This window comes from Oligella urethralis DSM 7531, assembly GCF_000372065.1.
Classification (GTDB): Bacteria; Pseudomonadota; Gammaproteobacteria; order Burkholderiales; family Burkholderiaceae_B; genus Oligella; species Oligella urethralis.
In genome coordinates, this window is record NZ_AQVB01000004.1 from 122321 (window position 1) to 140465 (window position 18145).

The window sequence follows — 18145 nt, forward strand, 5'->3', positions numbered from 1 at the left end:
TTTAGGCTGTTAAAATTTAAATTCTTTAGCACTTAATTTCACTTGATTTTGCTGTGCTTTTATCATCTAATACTACATATTGTTTTTGAAAAACATATTTTCACTATATATAGGTTTTTTGGCTTTGCTTGGCACAGATGCGAAGTAAGTCCAAAAGGCCCATTTTTAAGGGTTGGCTCATGAATAAATCTCTTTTGGTGACCAAGCGAGACGGTCGTCAGGAAGCGCTTGATCTCGATAAAATCCACCGTGTCTTAGATTGGGCTGCCGAGGGCTTGGATAATGTCTCAGTTTCTCAGGTAGAGTTACGTTCGCAAATTCAGTTTTATGATGGCATTAAAACTGAGCATATTCACGAAACCATTATTAAAGCTGCCGCTGATTTAATCTCTGAAGAAGCACCAGATTATCAGTTTTTAGCTGCTCGTTTAGCCATTTTTCACTTACGCAAAAAGGCCTATGGTCAGTTTGAGCCACCGCGACTGTATGAGCATGTACAACGGCTGGTTGCGGATAAGCGTTATGATGCGCACTTGCTAGAGGACTATAGTGAGGAGGAATTCGATGAGATGGATTCCTTTTTAGTGCATGGGCGTGACTTAAGCTTTGCTTATGCGGCAGTGAATCAGTTACAGGGTAAGTATTTAGTACAAAATCGCGTGACTGGCGAAATCTTCGAAAGTCCACAGTTTTTGTATGTGCTAGTGGCTGCTTGCTTATTTTCAAAATACCCTAAAAGCACGCGGCTACAGTATGTTAAAGACTTCTATGATGCCATTTCTACCTTTAAAATTTCTTTGCCGACGCCCATTATGGCTGGGGTGCGTACACCCACACGTCAATTCAGTTCATGCGTCTTAATTGAATGTGACGATAGTCTGGACTCAATTAATGCCACCAGTGCCGCCATCGTACGCTATGTGTCTCAGCGTGCCGGTATTGGTATTAATGCCGGACGTATACGTGCGGTGGGTAGTGCGATTCGTGGTGGTGAAGCCCAGCATACCGGTTGTATCCCGTTTTATAAGCACTTCCAAACAGCGGTTAAATGTTGTTCTCAGGGCGGGGTGCGTGGTGGTGCGGCGACCTTATTCTACCCAATGTGGCATTTAGAGGTTGAGTCCTTATTAGTACTTAAAAATAACCGTGGGGTTGAGGAAAACCGCGTGCGCCATATGGATTACGGTGTACAGATTAACCGTTTACTCTATCAACGTCTGATTAAAGGTGGCAATATCACCTTATTCTCACCCTCGGATGTACCAGGCTTATATGATGCCTTCTTTGCCGATCAGGATGAGTTTGAACGCTTATATGTACAGTACGAACAGGATGAGTCAATTCGTAAGCGTTCGGTTAAAGCTGCCGACTTATTCTCCCTAATGATGCAAGAGCGGGCTGGTACGGGTCGTATTTATATTCAAAACGTTGACCATTGTAATACGCATAGCCCATTTAATCCGCAGGTGGCACCGGTGCGTCAATCGAATTTATGCTTAGAGATTGCGTTACCGACCAAGCCTTTAGATGATATTAATGATGAAAAGGGCGAGATTGCGTTATGTACGCTATCTGCCTTTAACTTGGGTGCGCTTGAGTCTCTAGATGAATTAGAGCATTTAGCGGATTTGATTGTACGTGCCTTAGATGCTTTACTAGACTATCAAGACTATCCAATTAAAGCGGCGAAAATTGCCACCATGAATCGTCGTACTCTGGGTGTCGGCGTGATTAACTTTGCATATTATTTAGCTAAGAACGGCGCTCGCTACTCCGACGGCAGTGGTAATGCCTTAACTCATCGTACCTTTGAAGCCATTCAGTACTATTTGTTAAAGGCATCAATGAATTTATCTAAGGAATTTGGTCCTTGCTTAGCCTTTAATGAAACAAGCTATGCCGAAGGCATTTTGCCTATTGATACTTACAAAAAGGATATTGACGCATTCTGCCTAGAGCCTTTACATTTGGATTGGGAATCTTTGCGTGAAGAGATTAAAACTCACGGTTTGCGTAACTCAACCTTAACGGCCTTGATGCCTTCAGAAACCTCAAGTCAGATTTCTAATGCCACTAACGGGATTGAACCACCGCGCGGACTGATCACGATTAAGGCTTCCAAAGACGGTGTGTTTCGTCAAGTGGTACCGGAATATCGTCGCTTAAAGCATCAATACGAAACCTTATGGCAAATGCCATCCAATGATGGCTACCTACGTTTAGTCGGTATTATGCAGAAGTTTGTCGATCAAGCCATTTCTGCTAACACTAACTATGACCCGTCACGTTTTGCTGGTGGTCGTGTGCCCATGAGTGAATTATTAAAGGATTTACTCAATGCGTATAAATACGGTCTCAAAACCTTGTACTACCATAACACGCGCGACGGCGCACAAGATGATCAAGGTGATTTAGTCACGATGAGCGGTGCTGAAGACGAGGATTGCGCAAGCGGTGCGTGCAAAATTTAATCTGCTTCATTCATAGACGGCACTTAAACTGACTGCTTTTAGCTAAGGCTTCTTTAAGTGCCTCCACTAGTTTTTTATTCGAGTTTTTATGCTATATAGTACCTTTAATGAAACCCCCAATAATGCGCTTTTAGAACCGATGTTTTTCGGTCAGAGTGTGAATGTGGCGCGCTACGATCAGCAAAAATTTGAGGTGTTTGAAAAGCTCATTGAAAAGCAATTATCTTTCTTCTGGCGTCCGGAAGAAGTCGACGTCTCACAGGATAGAATTGATTATGCAAATTTGCCTGAGCATGAAAAGCATATATTTATTTCTAATTTAAAGTATCAGACCTTACTCGACTCCATTCAAGGGCGTAGTCCAAATGTGGCCTTCTTGCCGATTGTGTCGCTACCGGAGTTAGAGACGTGGATTGAGACGTGGTCATTCTCAGAAACCATTCACTCTCGCTCTTATACTCATATTATTCGTAATATCATCAATGATCCCTCCGTGGTATTTGATGGTATTGTCAGCAATGAGCATATTTTAGAGCGTGCGCGTGATATCTCGAAATACTATGATGATTTAATCCGCACCGTGTCCTTATATCAACTCTTTGGTGAGGGTACGCATACGCTAAATGGCAAGCAGGAGACCATCAGTCTTAGAGAGCTTAAGAAAAAGCTTTATCTCTGCCTCATGTCGGTCAACATTTTAGAAGCCATTCGTTTCTATGTGAGCTTTGCTTGCTCCTTTGCCTTTGCCGAAAGAAAACTGATGGAGGGAAATGCTAAGATCATTAAATTAATCGCACGTGATGAGGCCCTGCATCTGGTGAGCACCCAGCATATGCTGAACTTAATGCGGAGTGGTCAAGACGATCCGGAAATGGTCGATATTGCTAAAGAACTTGAGCAGGAATGCTTTCAAATGTTCAAAGACTCGGCCGAACAGGAAAAGGAATGGGCTGCTTATTTATTTAAGGACGGCTCGATGATTGGTCTAAACCGCGATATTTTATGTAAGTACGTGGAGTACATTACCAATACACGCATGATGGCGGTGGGTCTTCAACCTGCCTTTGAAGGCGCTACCCAAAACCCCATTCCTTGGATTAATGCTTGGTTATCCTCGGATAATGTACAGGTAGCCCCACAAGAGGTAGAAATCAGTTCTTACCTTATCGGTCAAATTGATGCTGAAATTAACCCAGACGACTTATCAGGCTTTGAGTTATGAGTCGAGTCTATACATGGGACGGTAGCTTTGAGCTCTTAAGCGGTGAGACCTTGCTTGAGGGTCTAGAACGTCAAGGCTATGTGGTTGAGTATCAATGTCGAGCAGGTTACTGTGGCTCATGTCGTACTCCCTTAGTTGATGGTCAGGTGGAGTACCTCATTGAGCCCTTGGCCTACATCAATCCGGATGAGGTACTGCCTTGTTGCTGCCGCCCAGCACCGGAGGCGAGGGTGGATGTTGAGGTCTTAACAAATAACCGCAATCATAGCGATGAGGCGAACTCAGAGGCGTGGGATGAGTCGCTAGTTAAGCTCTTCTAAGCTAACAGCCCGGAACAATTGTGTTCCGGGCTGATGTTTTTAATAGATCGCACTGACGGGTACGTCTTGATTATCAATCGTCTTTTGTACCGCTGCGTAGATACGTTCATCACTCAGCACCTGTGCCATATTTTTATCGAATAAAAAGCAGTCAATTAAGGGTCTTAGCGACTGCTGATCGCTACAGACTAAGGCCCATATCCCTTCTTTGCTATCGGCGCCACGCATCACATAGCCTAAATCGGCTAAGGCCTCCAGTACATTGTGAATATTCAAATAGTTACTTGGAATCATCGCCATCAATTGGGATTCACTAAGTCCGGGTTGCTGTTGTCGGGTATCATTCAGGGCACGGATGACTTTGATAGCAAGCAGTAGCCGGGCACCAGAATGACTATCCTTAGCAATCACACCGCGACGGATTTGCGGCATTAAAGAAACAATATAGGCGCCCAACAATAATACCAGCCAAGACATATAAACCCAGATCAAGAAGATTGGCAAAATAGCAAAAGCACCATAAATCAGGGTATAGGTCGGGAAATAGCTAAGGTAAAGGGTAAAGCCGTTGCGCATTATTTCAAAGATAATGGCGGCAAAAAAACCACCCACCATCGCATCGCGGAATTTAATACGACGATTGGGCACCACCAAATAAAATAAGCTCATCAAAAAGCCAGAGAAGACAACGGGCACAATAAAGCTAATTAAGCTTTTCAAAAAGGAAAAGCCTGCCACCATCGTTTGTTGTAAAAACATGGCACTAGCCCACAAACTAAGCGCTAAGGCAAAAGGACCTACCGATAAAATCGCCCAAAATACTAAAATGCGCTGGAATAGTGGACGTGGCTTTTTAATTTGGAAAATCTGATTTAAGGCATCCTCAATGGTCATCATCAACAAAATGGATGTGACAAATAAAAATATGGTACCAATGGCTGTCAACCGGGTTGCCGCATCAGCAAAGCTATTTAGGTAGGATAGAACTTGATTAGAAATGCTCTCAGGAAATAGACTACGACTTAAAAACTCATCCAAATAAAACTTAAAGTCATTAAAAATTGGAAAAGCCGTAAATAAAGCCAGTACCACCGCTAATAAAGGCACGGCTGAGGTAATGGAGGTGTAAGAGAGACTGGCAGCTTTACTCGTTAAACCCTCATTGAGTAAGCGAGAAAGCGCAAGCAGCAATACGTCTTTATAAAAGCGCCAATCCCCACGAGAGTCGCGCTGATTGATAATAAAAATACTGTCATCGGAAAAGCTTTCTTCAGCCGCTGGTGGTTGGGGCGTATTCTTTTCCATCGCAGGTAAACTCATGGTTTCTTCTCTAGTAGGTGTGATTTAGTTGATGGCGGATCATTTATTTAAGCCGCTGCTCACGCAGCCTAAAAATATAGCATACAATAGGCTATCAGTATAACCGTCTTAGCTATATGAGCACGATACCCTTGAACCCACATTATCGATATATCGCCTTTATTGGCACGACCTTATTATTTATACTTTGTGTGCTTTGGGAGTGGATCCTAAGTCCAGTTGAGCCGGGCGGCACATTACTAGTGCTAAAGGCCTTACCTTTATTATTTCCATTGTATGGTTTATGGCGCGGTAGCTTATACACGATGCAGTGGACTTCTATGATGATTTTACTTTATCTGATGGAGGGAGTAGTACGCTGGATGAGTGATACCACGACACTGTCGCAGCAGCTAGCCTTAGTTGAAACCTTATTGGCGATGATCGTATTTTTTGCCACGATCATGTATGTACGACCAGCCAAGCGTGTGGCCAAACAGCGCAAAAGAGCGGGTCAATAGCAGTGCTTAGGATACATTTATGAAGTCACTAAAAGTTTCTAATTCCTTTGCCGATTTGTCACCCGAGTTCTATACCCGGCTTAAGATGCAGGGTCTGCAACATGAGGTGCAGCTAGTGCATGTCAACCCCTGGGTGGCAAGCCGTTTAGGCATTGATGAGACAATTTGGCAGAGCCAGGAGTTTCTTGAAGTCATGTCGGGTCAGCGTGATTTACCTGGCGGTGTTACGCTAGCGGCGGTTTATAGCGGCCACCAATTTGGCGTCTGGGCAGGTCAGTTAGGCGATGGTCGAGCACATTTACTGGGAGCCTTAGCAAGCGCATCGGGTGGTCCGCCCTTAGAGATTCAATTAAAAGGCGCTGGTTTAACACCCTATTCACGCATGGGCGATGGGCGAGCCGTCTTACGTTCCAGTATTCGTGAGTATTTAGCCAGCGCTGCGATGGATGGTTTAAACATACCCACCACCTTGGCCTTATCCATTACTCATTCGCAGGATCGGGTGCGCCGTGAGGGTATTGAGACAGCGGCTATTGTCTCACGGGTCGCTCCTAGCTTTATACGTTTTGGCTCATTCCAGCATTGGTACGCTAATCAACGTCCGGATTTGTTGCAGGAGCTGCTAGACTATGTGTGCACTCACTTTTTTGTTGATGAATTACAAGCGAGCTACGCCAATCCAAAGGATAAGATCTTAGATTTTCTGGATCTAGTCACCCAAAAAACCGCCCATTTGATGGCGCATTGGCAAAGCGTGGGTTTTGTGCATGGGGTAATGAACACGGATAATATGTCCATCTTAGGGCTGACCATTGATTATGGTCCCTATGGCTTTATGGAGAATTTTTATCCAAATTGGGTCATTAATCATAGTGATCAGGGAGGGCGCTACGCCTTTGCCCAACAGGTCAATATCGCATTATGGAATCTGCATCAACTGGCTATTTCATTTTCTATTTTGGGCCTGTCAGAAGCTGATTTAAGAGAGGTGTTAGCAGGCTATGAATCGTATTTCTATGATAAATACTTTGAAATACATGCTCAAAAACTCGGTCTAAAGCAAATTACTAAGGCTGATGAAGATCTTTTTAATGATTTTTGGCGCTTAATGGCAAGCCAGGCCAGTGATTTTACCCTCAGTTTTAGACGCTTGGCTACCATTGATAGTGATGAAGCTGCTTGGCTTGCGCTATTTCCCCAAGCGGCAGAGGCAAAGGCATGGTTACAGCGCTATAGGGTGCGATTAAAGCTAGATAATCTTAGCATTGAAGCGCGTCAAGCCATGATGAATCGCATTAATCCACTCTATACCCTAAGAACCTATATGGCTCAAGAAGTGATTGATGAGGTGCAAAATGGCTCCTTTGAACTGATTGATTTTATGATTCGGATTTTACAAAATCCCTACATTGTGCATACAGGGGCAGAGCGTTATGCGGAGCCAACGCCTATTGAAAAACAAAATAGCTTCCTGAGTTGTTCATCTTAATAGGTAGCGATCTTCAGTATAATCAATTATTCAAGTTAATTTTTGCATAGGAAGTTACATGGCTGGTAACACACTTGGTCGTTTTTTTGCAGTTACTAATTTTGGAGAATCACATGGTCCGGCCATTGGTTGTGTGATTGATGGTTGCCCGCCGGGTGTCGCACTGAACGAAGCGGATATTCAGCATGACTTAGACCGTCGACGCCCCGGTACTTCACGGCATGTGACACAACGCCAAGAGCCCGATAGGGTAGAGATACTCTCTGGTGTTTATGAGGGTAAAACCACAGGTACCCCCATTGCTTTACTGATCCGTAATCAGGATCAACGCAGCAAGGACTATGCCAATATCACGGATCGTTTCCGACCAGGCCATGCTGATTATAGTTATTGGCATAAATACGGTATTCGCGATCCCCGTGGGGGTGGTCGTTCTTCGGCTCGTTTAACAGCGCCTACCGTAGCAGCCGGTGCCATCGCTAAAAAGTGCTTGGCGCTACGCTATGGCACACAGGTACGTGCTTATATGAGTCAATTAGGTCCGATCCAAATTCCTTTCCAAAGTTGGGACGAAGTGGCTAACAACCCATTTTTTGCGCCGAATGCCGAGATTATTCCTGAATTGGAAAGTTTTATGGATCAGTTACGACGCGATGGTGATTCTATCGGCGCCCGCATTGAGGTGGTAGCTTCTGGAGTACCTGCGGGTTTGGGTGAGCCCATTTATGATCGTTTAGATGCCGATATAGCCCATGCCATGATGGGGCTCAATGCCGTTAAGGCAGTCGCAATTGGTGCTGGTTTTGATAGTGTGAGTCAACGTGGTTCTGAACACGGTGATGAAATCACACCAACGGGTTTTTTATCAAATCATGCCGGCGGTATTTTAGGCGGTATTTCAAGTGGTCAGGATATTACGGTATCGCTTGCAATTAAGCCTACCTCTAGCATTCGTATCGAGCGTCGCTCGGTGACAACTGCCAATGAGCCTATTCAAGTTCAGACCTTGGGTCGACATGATCCCTGTGTCGGTATCAGAGCCGCACCGATTGCAGAGGCATTACTCGCTATTATTTTAATGGATCATAGTTTGCGTCAAGCAGCTTATCAAGAATATAAAGGCCTTGAATAGCAAATTCTGATATCATTTTGCTAATAAAAACTAATTATCTATAGCGTATGTCTATTTATAATGACTGCGCTTATTTTTAACACAGCTATAGGAACTCCTATGAGTAAAGAAGTCGTATTTACGGATAAAGCCCCAGCCGCACTCGGTCCATACTCGCAAGCAGTTAGCAGCAGTGCAAATTCTATCGTCTTTATTTCTGGCCAGTTAGGTCTAAATCCGGAAACGGGTGAATTAGTGTCAGCACAGTTTGAAGAGCAGGTAAGACAGGCCATGAGCAATTTAAGCGCTGTGATTGAAGCGGCGGGTGCTAGCATGGAGGATATTCTACGTGTTGGTCTTTATCTAACTGACCTAAATAATTTCGGTATTGCCAATAGTGTGATGCAGGAGTTATTTCCCGAGCCATATCCTGCGCGCTCTACCATTGAAGTGTCCGCTTTACCCAAGGGGGCGCAATTCGAAATTGACGCTGTGCTAGCGCTCAACAAGTAGTTGCCACCGAGCACATAGAGGTGCTTGCTACGCTAACATGCGTTTTACTAAGTGCCTTTATTCAGCATAGGAAAGCACCTCAGCATGACCCCCAGTAACAAGTCCCGCCTAAGCGCCACCGAGCAAAAACTGCACAAGCTCGGCTTGGTGGAGCCGATGGACTTTGTTTTGCACATGCCTTTACGCTATGAGGATCATAGTCGTATTCATAAGATAGCAGAATTAACCCCTGGGATGCATGCGCAGCTTGAGGGTACCATCAGCTCAGTACGGGTAGTGCACCATGGACGCCGCCAATTAACGGCGCTGTTTAAGGATCAAAGCGGTAGCATCCAACTGCGTTGGTTGCATTTTTACCCCAGCCAAAAAGCTGCCCTTGAAAAAAAAGGACTTCTTCGCATTCGTGGCGAGGTGCGCGGCAGCTATCAATGGGGCTTAGAAATGGTGCATCCTAAATTATTAAAAGCAGGGGAGAGCTTAAAAAACAATTTAGTCCCTATTTATCCTACGACCGAGGGTCTTAGCCAAGAGGTACTTAGCGCAGCTATCCATAAGCACTTAAAAAGTTGCGTCTTGGAAGACACTTTGTCAGCTGACATCCGTGAGCGTTTTGATTTAATGGAAATTAATCAGGCCTTGCAGTTGTTACATGAACCCCCTTTAGGGACAGCGATTGAATCGTTGCAGCTACGCTATCACCCAGCCTGGGAGCGTTTAAAATTTGATGAAATGCTGGCCCAACAAATCGCCATGTATTTAGCGCGTCAGCGGCGTAGTGCCTTGAAGGCACATGCACTTTCAAGCCTCAAAGGTCCTTTATATCAGCAGGTGCTAGCGCGTTTTTCTTATTCATTAACCGCTGCCCAAGAGCGCGTCTTGGCTGAGATTGAAAACGATCTGAGTCGAGCCTTTCCTATGCATCGCCTTATTCAGGGGGATGTGGGCAGTGGTAAAACCATTGTGGCGGCCTTAGCGTCGACTTTTGCCTTGGAGCAGGGGCTGCAAGTTGCCTTAATGGCACCGACCGAGCTATTAGCAGAGCAACACTTTCGCAAAATCCAAGCATGGTTTGAGGCTACGGGGGTAGCCGTTGTATGGCTTAGTGGCAGTATGAAAGCAAAGGATAAGCGTGAAGCCTATGGATCCATTGCCAATGGCACAGCGCAGTTCATTGTTGGCACCCAAGCCTTAATTCAAAAGGATGTTAACTTTCATCAATTGGCTTTAGTGATAGTGGACGAACAGCATCGCTTTGGTGTAGGTCAGCGTTTAAGCCTTAGCGAAAAGGGCTTAATCAATGAAGCTCACCCTCAAGCAGACAGCGCTACAGTACCGAGACCGGGGACTGTAGATGCCGAGTCCATCATCTATCCGCACCAATTAAATATGAGTGCTACGCCGATTCCTCGTAGCTTGGCGATGACCTTTTTATCTGACCTTGATGTCTCTGTGATTGATGAATTACCACCTGGGCGACAGCCGGTAGAAACTAAGCTACTGGATAATAAACGACGGGATGAGTTAATCACCTTGATAGCAAATGCCTGTCATGAAGCTAAGCAGGTATATTGGGTTTGCCCGTTGGTGGAAGAAAGTGAAGCTTTACAATTGCAGACAGCGGAAGAAACCTATGCGCGTTTAGCTGCTGAATTAGTAGGTATTCGGGTGGGCTTAGTGCACGGTCGCCTAAAAAGCGAAGAGAAAAATCGTATTATGCAGGATTTTCAACAGCATAACATCGATGTATTGGTAGCGACCACCGTGATTGAAGTTGGGGTGGATGTGCCTAATGCCAATATTATGGTGATTGAGCATGCCGAGCGTTTTGGTTTGGCTCAATTGCACCAGCTACGAGGTCGGGTCGGACGAGGTCAGGACAAGGCCATTTGTTTATTACTTTATCAGCAACCCTTATCGGAAACAGCCAAGCTTCGCCTTAAAGCCATGTATGAAACAAATGATGGGTTTGAAATTGCTCGACGCGATTTAGAACAGCGTGGCCCAGGAGAGTTTTTAGGTTTGAAGCAATCGGGCACTAGCCTAACTCGTTTTATTAATATCGACGAGGATGTAGCGATTGTAGAAGCGACTAAAGCCTTCGCCGTGGAGCTGGTACAACAGGATTTGCCCACAGCGCTAGCACATCAGCAACGCTGGGTGGGTATGAGTGCGGATTATTTACGCTCTTAACAGCGCTTCAGGCGCTTGAGTCTATAGGTTGAAAATGTATGACGTTAACAGAATTACGATATATTGTGGCCGTTGCGCGCGAGCGTCATTTCGGACGTGCGGCAGAAACGTGCTATGTGAGTCAGCCCACCTTATCGGTGGCCATTAAAAAATTGGAAGATGAATTAGGCGTGCTGATTTTTGAACGCGGTGGCACTGAAGTCGGCATCACGGCGATTGGTATGCAAATTATTAATCAAGCGCGCAAGGTGTTAGAGGCCAGTTCCGAAATTAAAGAAATTGCTCGCCAAGGTCATGATCCCTTAACCGGTCCGCTCAAGGTGGGTGTAATTCATACCGTAGGGCCTTATTTATTGCCGTATCTGATGCCCGTTCATATGCAGTTAAATCCTAATATGCCCTTGGTATTGCAAGAAAGTTTCACCGTGCGCTTAGTGGAAATGCTGCGTCAAGGGGAAATTGATTGTGCCATTATGGCCGCACCCGTACCTGACAGCGGTTTGGATTTTCTTAGTTTGTATGAGGAAAAATTTATTCTGGCCGTGCCTGCTAATCACCCGTGGGCCAATCTCAAGCGTATTCATATCGATGAGCTTAAGGACGAGACCATGTTATTACTGGGTAATGGTCATTGCTTTAGAGATCAAGTACTAGAGGCTTGTCCGGAGATGTCGCCTTTTTCCTCATCCATTGATGGTATGCAACGCTCCTTTGAAGGTTCCTCCCTGGAGACAATTCGCCATATGGTCGCATCTGGCCTTGGTATTACCCTCTTGCCAGAAAGCGCCATATGCTGTGATGAGTATGCAAAACGTCAGAATAGGATTAAGTATATCCCGATTGAAGAGCCTGCGCCCTCCAGAGAAATCGTCCTGGTTTGGCGTAAGAGCTATACCCGCCAAGCAGCGATTAGAGCCTTGACTGAAGCGGTTGAAAAAGCAAACTTACCGTTTGATATGCACGCAGCATCATAGTACGACAAGTTACAGATCCTCAGTATCTTGTCGTGCTTGTGTTAGCACATAAGAGCGCATCAAAAGTGTCCATGAAATAGGGGAGGTCATAAAAATAAAAATCACCACCAACATTTCATGGAAAAAGCGCCTGTCGCCAAGCACATAGGAAATGAGCATTGAGGCCACCATCAAAAACCAAAGACCCAAGCTATTACCGAGGGTAGGCGCATGAATACGCTTTCTGAAATACAATAGATTCACCAAGCCGATATTACCAATCAGGGTAATGATGCCACTTAATATGATCAGAATAGAGGCCGTAATTTCTATCCATAAAGGGATGTCATGTGTCATGGCTCAATCACCTCACCACGCAGTAAAAACTTAGCCATGGCAGCCGTGGTCACAAAACCTAATAGGGCAATTAACAGACCGATATCATAGTACCAAGGCGTTCTAAATAAAATACCCAAGGTAAACACCAAGAGCATGCAATTGGTGTAGGTGACATCAGCACTCAGCACACGATCCTGCGGCGTAGGACCCTTAATAGCACGATAGAGGGTCAGTACATTAGAAAGGCTATAGCAGGCAATGGCAAAATAGCAGGCAAAATTTAGTAGACCCATTATTCAAAAATCTCCATCAACAAAGGCTCATAACGTTGTTGAACCGTGTGGTGCCACTCTTCTTCAGACACCAAACCAAACACGTGTAAGCGTAGGATATAACCATTTTCAGTTAAACCACTCCAAACCGTGCCGGGTACATAATTAATAATACAAGCCAATAATGCGATGGCATGCGGATCTCTAAGGCTTAAAGGAATATTAACAAAACCGGCGACTGGTTGTTTATCTGGTCTGGCTTTGAGGGTTAAGCGCATCACGTAGAGATTTGACAGGTAAATATCCTTTAGCACGATAAAAAAGAGCTTAATCATGGCACCAATGCGGCGTGGATAGGCCCGATCAGGTCGCAGTCGTGTTGATAACAGAATCAAACTGAAGGAGAGCACAAACCCCAGCGTCAATTGACCCAAGGATAGGCTACCGGTTAGCATAATCCACGCCACAAAAAGCGCCATGGTCATCGGAATCCAGAAAAATAAACTGCGCATATTAATGGGCTCCTTGGAGTGCTTGTTGTTGCATCACGGCATGAATATACAAAAAGGGCTCATCCAATGATAAAGCGATATTATTCATTAACTCCATGACTGGATTGGCAAAAATACTGATTAAAACACAGCCACTTAAGAGTAAAACAATGGGTGCGGCTTCTCTAAAACTCAGCTTAGGTCGATTGACCCGTTCTGGCACCCAAAACGTCAACATGCCGGTACGCATATAGGAAATTAAGGCAGCCAGCCCCGACAAAATCAAAAAGCTCAATAATAACCACGTATGAATCGCAGAGATTTCATAGTTATTAAGCTTTAATACATTGGAAAGTAGGGCGATTTTACCGATAAATCCAGACAAAGGGGGGAGTCCAATAATGACCAAGGCCGCAATAATATAGGCAATCCCCAAAAAGGCAAAGGCACTCGGCACGGTAAAACCAATGACCTGTGCACTATAGTCACTGTCCTCCTCCTCATTTAAACCAAAGGCCTCCATACTGACGGAAAGTAAGGCACTTTCGTAATGATCGATGCGATTAATTAATTCCACCATTAAAAATAGGGCGCTCGAAGCAAGCACCGAACTAACAAGGTAGTACAGTGAGGGGCCGGTCATTGAGACGCCCGGCATGCCTAGGGCAGAAAGTAATACGCCAGAAGACAAAATCACACTGTAGCCAACTAAACGACCAATTTGCTTTTCGGCTAGCACCCCAAGCGCACCAAACGCTAAGGTCGCAATCCCGATATAAAACATCCACTCACCACCAAAGGCGGCGGGTGCACCGGAAGGCAGTAAGAGTGAACCGACGCGTAAGAGGGCATAAATACCGACCTTAGTCATCACCGCAAACATCGCAGCCACGGGTGCACTAGCGACGGCATAGGCATTAGCTAGCCAAAAGTTAAGCGGCCAAGCAGCAGCTTTAATTAAAAAAGCCACTCCTAAAATCGAACAGGCGGTTTCAAACAACAAGCGATCTTCGGCATCCAAAGCACCCGCTTTAGCCGCAATTTCTGCAAAATTAAGGGTGCCGGTAATCGAGTAAATCATTGAAATACCGATTAATAATAAGGAAGCTCCCACCATATTGATGGTGATATACAACATGCCGGAACTGACGCGTTGGGAGCCAGAGCCATGCAATAAAAGACCGTAGGATGCGGCTAAAAAGACCTCAAAAAACACAAATAGATTAAATAAATCACCGGTCAGAAAGGCGCCATTTAAACCCATCAAAATAAACTGTAACAGCGGATAGAAATGGATCCCGACACGGTTCCATAGTGCGGTCGAAAAGCTAAGCGAAGTTAAACCTAAAAAGGCTGTTAAGCAGAGCATTAACGCTGCTAATTGGTCGGCCACCAAGACAATACCGATGGGCGCTTGCCAATTACCTAATAAATAGACAGCGATATTATTAGTCCATTCAACCTCTAAAAAACTACTGGTATAGAGTAATAATTCAATCGCCACCGCTAATTGCGCCAGCACTGAAGCAAAGGAAATAAAGGTATTTAGCTTGCGCCTTTTCTCTTTGAGCAAAATCATTAGCCCCCCAGCAAAGAGGGGAATAATAATGGGCAGAATGGGTAAATGCATTAAAAAACTACTCATTCATCGCTCTCCGCACCATCAACATGGTCGGTATTAGTAAGACCGCGCTGCGCTAATAATAAAACTAGAAATAAAGCGGTGGTAGCAAAACCAATCACAATGGCAGTAAGGACGAGAGCCTGCGGAATGGGGTTGGCATAGTCTTCGGGATTCACTACCGCTGCACCGTGAATAATCGGAGGCATCCCCACATTTAATAAACCACCGCCAAAGATAAAAAGATTCACCGCATAACTCAGTATTAACAAGCCCATAATCACCTGAAAGGTTCTGGAACGCAGAATCAACCAAACACCGGAACCGGTCAGTATACCGATGGCTAAGGCAAAGACAATTTCCATAGTGTGAATTCCTTAAATTAATTTTTATTAATGGATTTTGCGAGCTTTTTAGCCGTAGGGCTTAAGCTTTGATCCAGTTGTAGATCGGCTTGAATATTTTTACGATAATAGCGTAATGATTGGTGTGCTAAGGCAACCAACATATAGGTCGTGGTACCTACGACCAGGGCAAATACACCTAAATCAAAGAGTAACACCGTAGAAAAATGTAATTTTCCATAAAAGGGCAGTACCGGCTCCCACACCATGGCCGATAGGAAAGGCAAACCATAGAGCATTGGCAAGACCCCAGCACCCCCGGCTAACAGTAAACCCACCGCTAACCAGTTTTGGGGACGAATGCGGGATTTAGACTCTACCCACAACATACCGCTAATAATAAATTGGGTAATCACACCGGTCGCAAAAATTAAGCCACCGACAAAGCCACCACCCGGTAAGTTATGACCACGGAAGAAAAAGTAAAAAGCAATCAAACTAGTGATGGGCATCAGTAAACGACCAATCACATTCGGTACCAGCATGGTACCTTTGGGCAGCTTACCATCCTCCTTAATCCGGCGTAAATCCGTTGTCAGCTCCTCACGCACGCTGTCCAGTGCATGCAACATTTCCTGAGGTGGTCTAAAGCGTCGTAACAGCGCATATACGGTTAACGCCACAATCCCTAATACCGTAATTTCGCCAAAGGTGTCAAAGCCACGGAAGTCGACTAAAGTCACATTGACCGCATTGGTACCATGCCCCTCAGGCACGGATTTGATTAAAATGATATCGCCAATATCATTGCGATTATTAGAGCGCATCATCAGGAAGTAGGCTAATAAACTCATGCCGATACCGGCCGTTAAGGCAATGATTAAATCGCGCCGGCGTCTTAAGGCCAGCACCGGATCCTCATCCAGCTCATTCGGCGTTTTCTTAGGTTCAGGCAACCAGCGCAAACCTAAAAGCAGTAACACGCAGGTAACCACTTCAACCACTAATTGGGTTAAGGCCAAATCCGGGGCCGATAGCCAGGCAAAGGTCACGACCACCACAATCCCAGTGGCACTTGAAAAAATAATGGCTCTAAAGCGATTATATTGGGCATGATAAGCAGTCAGAATAGCACCCATACAGCCAACGATCCACAAGGCAAAAAATAACCAATTAATATCGGCTAGATCGGGGCTGGGTATATCGTAACGCCCCATCAATGGTAAGGTGGCTACCACAATACTAATTAACACAACCAGTACTAGTTGAATCTGCATACGTTCCGAAGAAGCCCAGCGCACGGTGTAAAAGGCGAAAATATCCACATAATCCATGATCTTATCAAAGATACGACGCCCCTCGAATCGTTCGGTAAATGGCGTCACATCCGGATAGGCCAATAAGGATCGGTGCATAATCAGGGCCAGACAAATCCCCCCAACCATGGCCAATACACTCATTAATAAGGGAATATTAAAACCGTGCCATACGGCCAAATCGTACTCAACACCGTGATTAGGTCCCAACACCCCCGATACTGCCGTGCTTAAAAGCGGACCAATGGTATGCTGCGGTAATACACCCACTAACACACAGAGAAAAACCAAAATCGCACTAGGCACTAACATCCACTTATAAGGATCGTGCGGTTTTTTAGGGAGTGATTCAAAATGGGGCTCACCAAAAAACACGCTAACAATAAAGCGATAGGAATAGGCCACACTTAAAATACTGCCTATCACTGCCATAATGGGTAAGAAGTAGGGATTAGATAAAGAGGCTTCGGCAAACAAGGTTTCCGAGAAAAACATCTCTTTTGAAATAAAGCCATTTAGTAAGGGCACCCCGGCCATGGCGGCCGCTGCTACGGCTGCTAATAAAGCCGTCACCGGCATGGCTTTGCGGAGACCATTTAAAATCGTGATATCACGCGTACCCGTTTCATGATCCACAATCCCTGCTGCCATAAAGAGTGAGGCTTTAAAGGTCGCATGATTAAGCATATGGAAAATAGCCACCACCAAAGCAAGACGGCTATTCATCCCTAATAAGGTACAAATCAAACCTAAATGACTAATGGTCGAATAGGCCAAAATACCCTTCATATCCTTTTGGAAAAAGGCATTGTAGGCACCGATAACAAAGGATATAAGTCCAGCACCACTAATCAGATAAAACCATAAATCAGTACCTGAAAGCACCTCCCAAAAACGAGCTAAGGCAAACACCCCCACCTTAACCAGCGTAGCGGAATGCAAATAAGCCGACACCGGTGTCGGTGCCGCCATCGCATTAGGTAACCAGAAGTGAAAGGGAAATTGCGCACTTTTCGTTAAGCAACCAAGTGCAAAGCAAATCACAATCGCTGGATAATAGGCACTGTTACGTAATACATCACCGGAGCTTAAAATTGTTTCTAAATCATAGCTTCCGACCACGTAACCTATCATCAGTACAGCGGCTAATAGGGCAAAGCCACCACTTGCTGTCACAGTAAAGGAAATTCTTGCGCCTCGACGAGCATCGACCCGATGGAACCAATAGGCGATTAGCATAAAGGAAGCCATACTGGTCAGTTCCCAGAAAATCACCATTTGAATCACATTGCCAGATAGTACTAAGCCCAGCATAGCGCCCATAAAAATCATAAAAAAGGCATAAAAGCGTGGACGAGGATCGGCCGGGTCCATATAGTAGCGGGCATAGAGCGAAATTAATGCACCCATCGCCGAAACTAGCAAGGCAAAAACAAAAGAAAAGCCGTCCATGCGGAAAGTAAAGACTAAATCCAGGGCTGGGATCCAGTGATAACGCTCCACAATCACCGTGCCGTTCATGATGTCGGGGCTTTTTAAAAGGACTAAGCTTAAACAGAGGAGGGCAGTGATACCGGATAACCACGCCTCTCGGTTGCGTGTATCATCCGGCAATATTGCCGCAATTAAACTAGCTAAAAAGGGGAGTAAAACAATGCCGGCTAAGTACATAG

Annotated in this window: 16 protein-coding genes; 9 read left to right on the plus strand and 7 right to left on the minus strand. The window is 45.1% G+C overall.

Features of this window, described 5'->3' with window-relative positions; genetic code table 11:
* The first annotated feature begins 179 nt into the window (after window positions 1-179).
* The 3 genes from nrdA to yfaE all read left to right on the plus strand — a co-directional run bounded on the left by nrdA (window position 180) and on the right by yfaE (window position 4013).
* Complete coding sequence (gene nrdA / locus A3GA_RS0103905; protein WP_018026083.1) at window positions 180-2471, plus strand: class 1a ribonucleoside-diphosphate reductase subunit alpha; 2292 nt, start codon at window positions 180-182, stop codon at window positions 2469-2471.
* Window positions 2472-2559: 88 nt separating this feature from the next.
* Window positions 2560-3693 (plus strand): class Ia ribonucleoside-diphosphate reductase subunit beta, encoded by a 1134-nt coding sequence (gene nrdB, locus A3GA_RS0103910; RefSeq protein WP_018026084.1) that lies wholly within the window; start codon window positions 2560-2562, stop codon window positions 3691-3693.
* The gene (gene yfaE / locus A3GA_RS0103915) at window positions 3690-4013 is read left to right on the plus strand and encodes a class I ribonucleotide reductase maintenance protein YfaE (RefSeq protein ID WP_018026085.1); all 324 of its coding nucleotides are present in this window, start codon (window positions 3690-3692) and stop codon (window positions 4011-4013) included. The genes nrdB and yfaE overlap by 4 nt, the downstream gene beginning before the upstream one ends.
* A 39-nt stretch (window positions 4014-4052) precedes the next feature.
* On the opposite strand, the gene A3GA_RS11280 is transcribed toward yfaE, so the two are convergent.
* Window positions 4053-5333: a YihY family inner membrane protein gene (locus A3GA_RS11280; RefSeq protein ID WP_018026086.1), complete on the minus strand. Its 1281-nt coding sequence runs from the start codon at window positions 5331-5333 to the stop codon at window positions 4053-4055.
* A gap of 116 nt (window positions 5334-5449) precedes the next feature.
* Between A3GA_RS11280 and A3GA_RS0103925 the strand changes: the two genes are divergently transcribed.
* The 6 genes from A3GA_RS0103925 to A3GA_RS0103950 all read left to right on the plus strand — a co-directional run bounded on the left by A3GA_RS0103925 (window position 5450) and on the right by A3GA_RS0103950 (window position 12110).
* Complete coding sequence (locus tag A3GA_RS0103925) at window positions 5450-5833, plus strand: DUF2069 domain-containing protein (RefSeq protein WP_018026087.1); 384 nt, start codon at window positions 5450-5452, stop codon at window positions 5831-5833.
* Window positions 5834-5852: 19 nt separating this feature from the next.
* Window positions 5853-7322 (plus strand): protein adenylyltransferase SelO, encoded by a 1470-nt coding sequence (locus tag A3GA_RS0103930; RefSeq protein ID WP_018026088.1) that lies wholly within the window; start codon window positions 5853-5855, stop codon window positions 7320-7322.
* 58 nt (window positions 7323-7380) lie between these two features.
* On the plus strand, window positions 7381-8454 hold the full coding sequence (gene aroC, locus A3GA_RS0103935; protein ID WP_018026089.1) for a chorismate synthase: 1074 nt from the start codon (window positions 7381-7383) through the stop codon (window positions 8452-8454).
* 99 nt (window positions 8455-8553) lie between these two features.
* The gene (locus A3GA_RS0103940) at window positions 8554-8946 is read left to right on the plus strand and encodes a Rid family detoxifying hydrolase (protein ID WP_018026090.1); all 393 of its coding nucleotides are present in this window, start codon (window positions 8554-8556) and stop codon (window positions 8944-8946) included.
* Window positions 8947-9030: 84 nt separating this feature from the next.
* Complete coding sequence (gene recG, locus A3GA_RS0103945; protein WP_018026091.1) at window positions 9031-11136, plus strand: ATP-dependent DNA helicase RecG; 2106 nt, start codon at window positions 9031-9033, stop codon at window positions 11134-11136.
* Window positions 11137-11174: 38 nt separating this feature from the next.
* Window positions 11175-12110, plus strand: coding sequence for a LysR substrate-binding domain-containing protein (locus A3GA_RS0103950; protein ID WP_018026092.1), 936 nt, complete (start codon window positions 11175-11177; stop codon window positions 12108-12110).
* Window positions 12111-12119: 9 nt separating this feature from the next.
* Here A3GA_RS0103950 and A3GA_RS0103955 read toward each other — a convergent pair whose 3' ends face one another.
* Genes A3GA_RS0103955 through A3GA_RS0103980 form a run of 6 tightly spaced genes read right to left on the minus strand, consistent with a single transcriptional unit; the run spans window position 12120 to window position 18143 of the window.
* Complete coding sequence (locus A3GA_RS0103955) at window positions 12120-12446, minus strand: monovalent cation/H(+) antiporter subunit G (RefSeq protein ID WP_018026093.1); 327 nt, start codon at window positions 12444-12446, stop codon at window positions 12120-12122.
* Window positions 12443-12721: a K+/H+ antiporter subunit F gene (locus tag A3GA_RS0103960; protein WP_018026094.1), complete on the minus strand. Its 279-nt coding sequence runs from the start codon at window positions 12719-12721 to the stop codon at window positions 12443-12445. The genes A3GA_RS0103955 and A3GA_RS0103960 overlap by 4 nt, the downstream gene beginning before the upstream one ends.
* Window positions 12721-13212, minus strand: coding sequence for a Na+/H+ antiporter subunit E (locus A3GA_RS0103965; RefSeq protein ID WP_018026095.1), 492 nt, complete (start codon window positions 13210-13212; stop codon window positions 12721-12723). The genes A3GA_RS0103960 and A3GA_RS0103965 overlap by 1 nt, the downstream gene beginning before the upstream one ends.
* A 1-nt stretch (window position 13213) precedes the next feature.
* A complete protein-coding gene (locus A3GA_RS0103970) occupies window positions 13214-14836 on the minus strand; it encodes a monovalent cation/H+ antiporter subunit D (RefSeq protein WP_018026096.1) in 1623 nt (540 codons plus the stop codon).
* Window positions 14833-15177, minus strand: a complete 345-nt coding sequence (locus A3GA_RS0103975) for a Na+/H+ antiporter subunit C (RefSeq protein WP_018026097.1) — start codon at window positions 15175-15177, stop codon at window positions 14833-14835. Before A3GA_RS0103975 ends, A3GA_RS0103970 begins: the two co-directional genes overlap by 4 nt.
* 17 nt (window positions 15178-15194) lie before the next feature.
* A complete protein-coding gene (locus A3GA_RS0103980; RefSeq protein WP_018026098.1) occupies window positions 15195-18143 on the minus strand; it encodes a monovalent cation/H+ antiporter subunit A in 2949 nt (982 codons plus the stop codon).
* Window positions 18144-18145 lie beyond the last annotated feature (2 nt).

Coding starts and splice junctions, on each gene's coding strand:
- A3GA_RS11280 (WP_018026086.1), bottom strand. CDS start 5,333: ATGAGTTTACCTGCGATGGAAAAGAATACGCCCCAACCACCAGCGGCT.
- A3GA_RS0103925 (WP_018026087.1), top strand. CDS start 5,450: ATGAGCACGATACCCTTGAACCCACATTATCGATATATCGCCTTTATT.
- nrdB (WP_018026084.1), top strand. CDS start 2,560: ATGCTATATAGTACCTTTAATGAAACCCCCAATAATGCGCTTTTAGAA.
- A3GA_RS0103975 (WP_018026097.1), bottom strand. CDS start 15,177: ATGGAAATTGTCTTTGCCTTAGCCATCGGTATACTGACCGGTTCCGGT.
- A3GA_RS0103960 (WP_018026094.1), bottom strand. CDS start 12,721: ATGGGTCTACTAAATTTTGCCTGCTATTTTGCCATTGCCTGCTATAGC.
- aroC (WP_018026089.1), top strand. CDS start 7,381: ATGGCTGGTAACACACTTGGTCGTTTTTTTGCAGTTACTAATTTTGGA.
- nrdA (WP_018026083.1), top strand. CDS start 180: ATGAATAAATCTCTTTTGGTGACCAAGCGAGACGGTCGTCAGGAAGCG.
- A3GA_RS0103940 (WP_018026090.1), top strand. CDS start 8,554: ATGAGTAAAGAAGTCGTATTTACGGATAAAGCCCCAGCCGCACTCGGT.
- A3GA_RS0103955 (WP_018026093.1), bottom strand. CDS start 12,446: ATGACACATGACATCCCTTTATGGATAGAAATTACGGCCTCTATTCTG.
- A3GA_RS0103980 (WP_018026098.1), bottom strand. CDS start 18,143: ATGTACTTAGCCGGCATTGTTTTACTCCCCTTTTTAGCTAGTTTAATT.
- A3GA_RS0103950 (WP_018026092.1), top strand. CDS start 11,175: ATGACGTTAACAGAATTACGATATATTGTGGCCGTTGCGCGCGAGCGT.
- A3GA_RS0103970 (WP_018026096.1), bottom strand. CDS start 14,836: ATGAGTAGTTTTTTAATGCATTTACCCATTCTGCCCATTATTATTCCC.
- A3GA_RS0103930 (WP_018026088.1), top strand. CDS start 5,853: ATGAAGTCACTAAAAGTTTCTAATTCCTTTGCCGATTTGTCACCCGAG.
- A3GA_RS0103965 (WP_018026095.1), bottom strand. CDS start 13,212: ATGCGCAGTTTATTTTTCTGGATTCCGATGACCATGGCGCTTTTTGTG.
- recG (WP_018026091.1), top strand. CDS start 9,031: ATGACCCCCAGTAACAAGTCCCGCCTAAGCGCCACCGAGCAAAAACTG.
- yfaE (WP_018026085.1), top strand. CDS start 3,690: ATGAGTCGAGTCTATACATGGGACGGTAGCTTTGAGCTCTTAAGCGGT.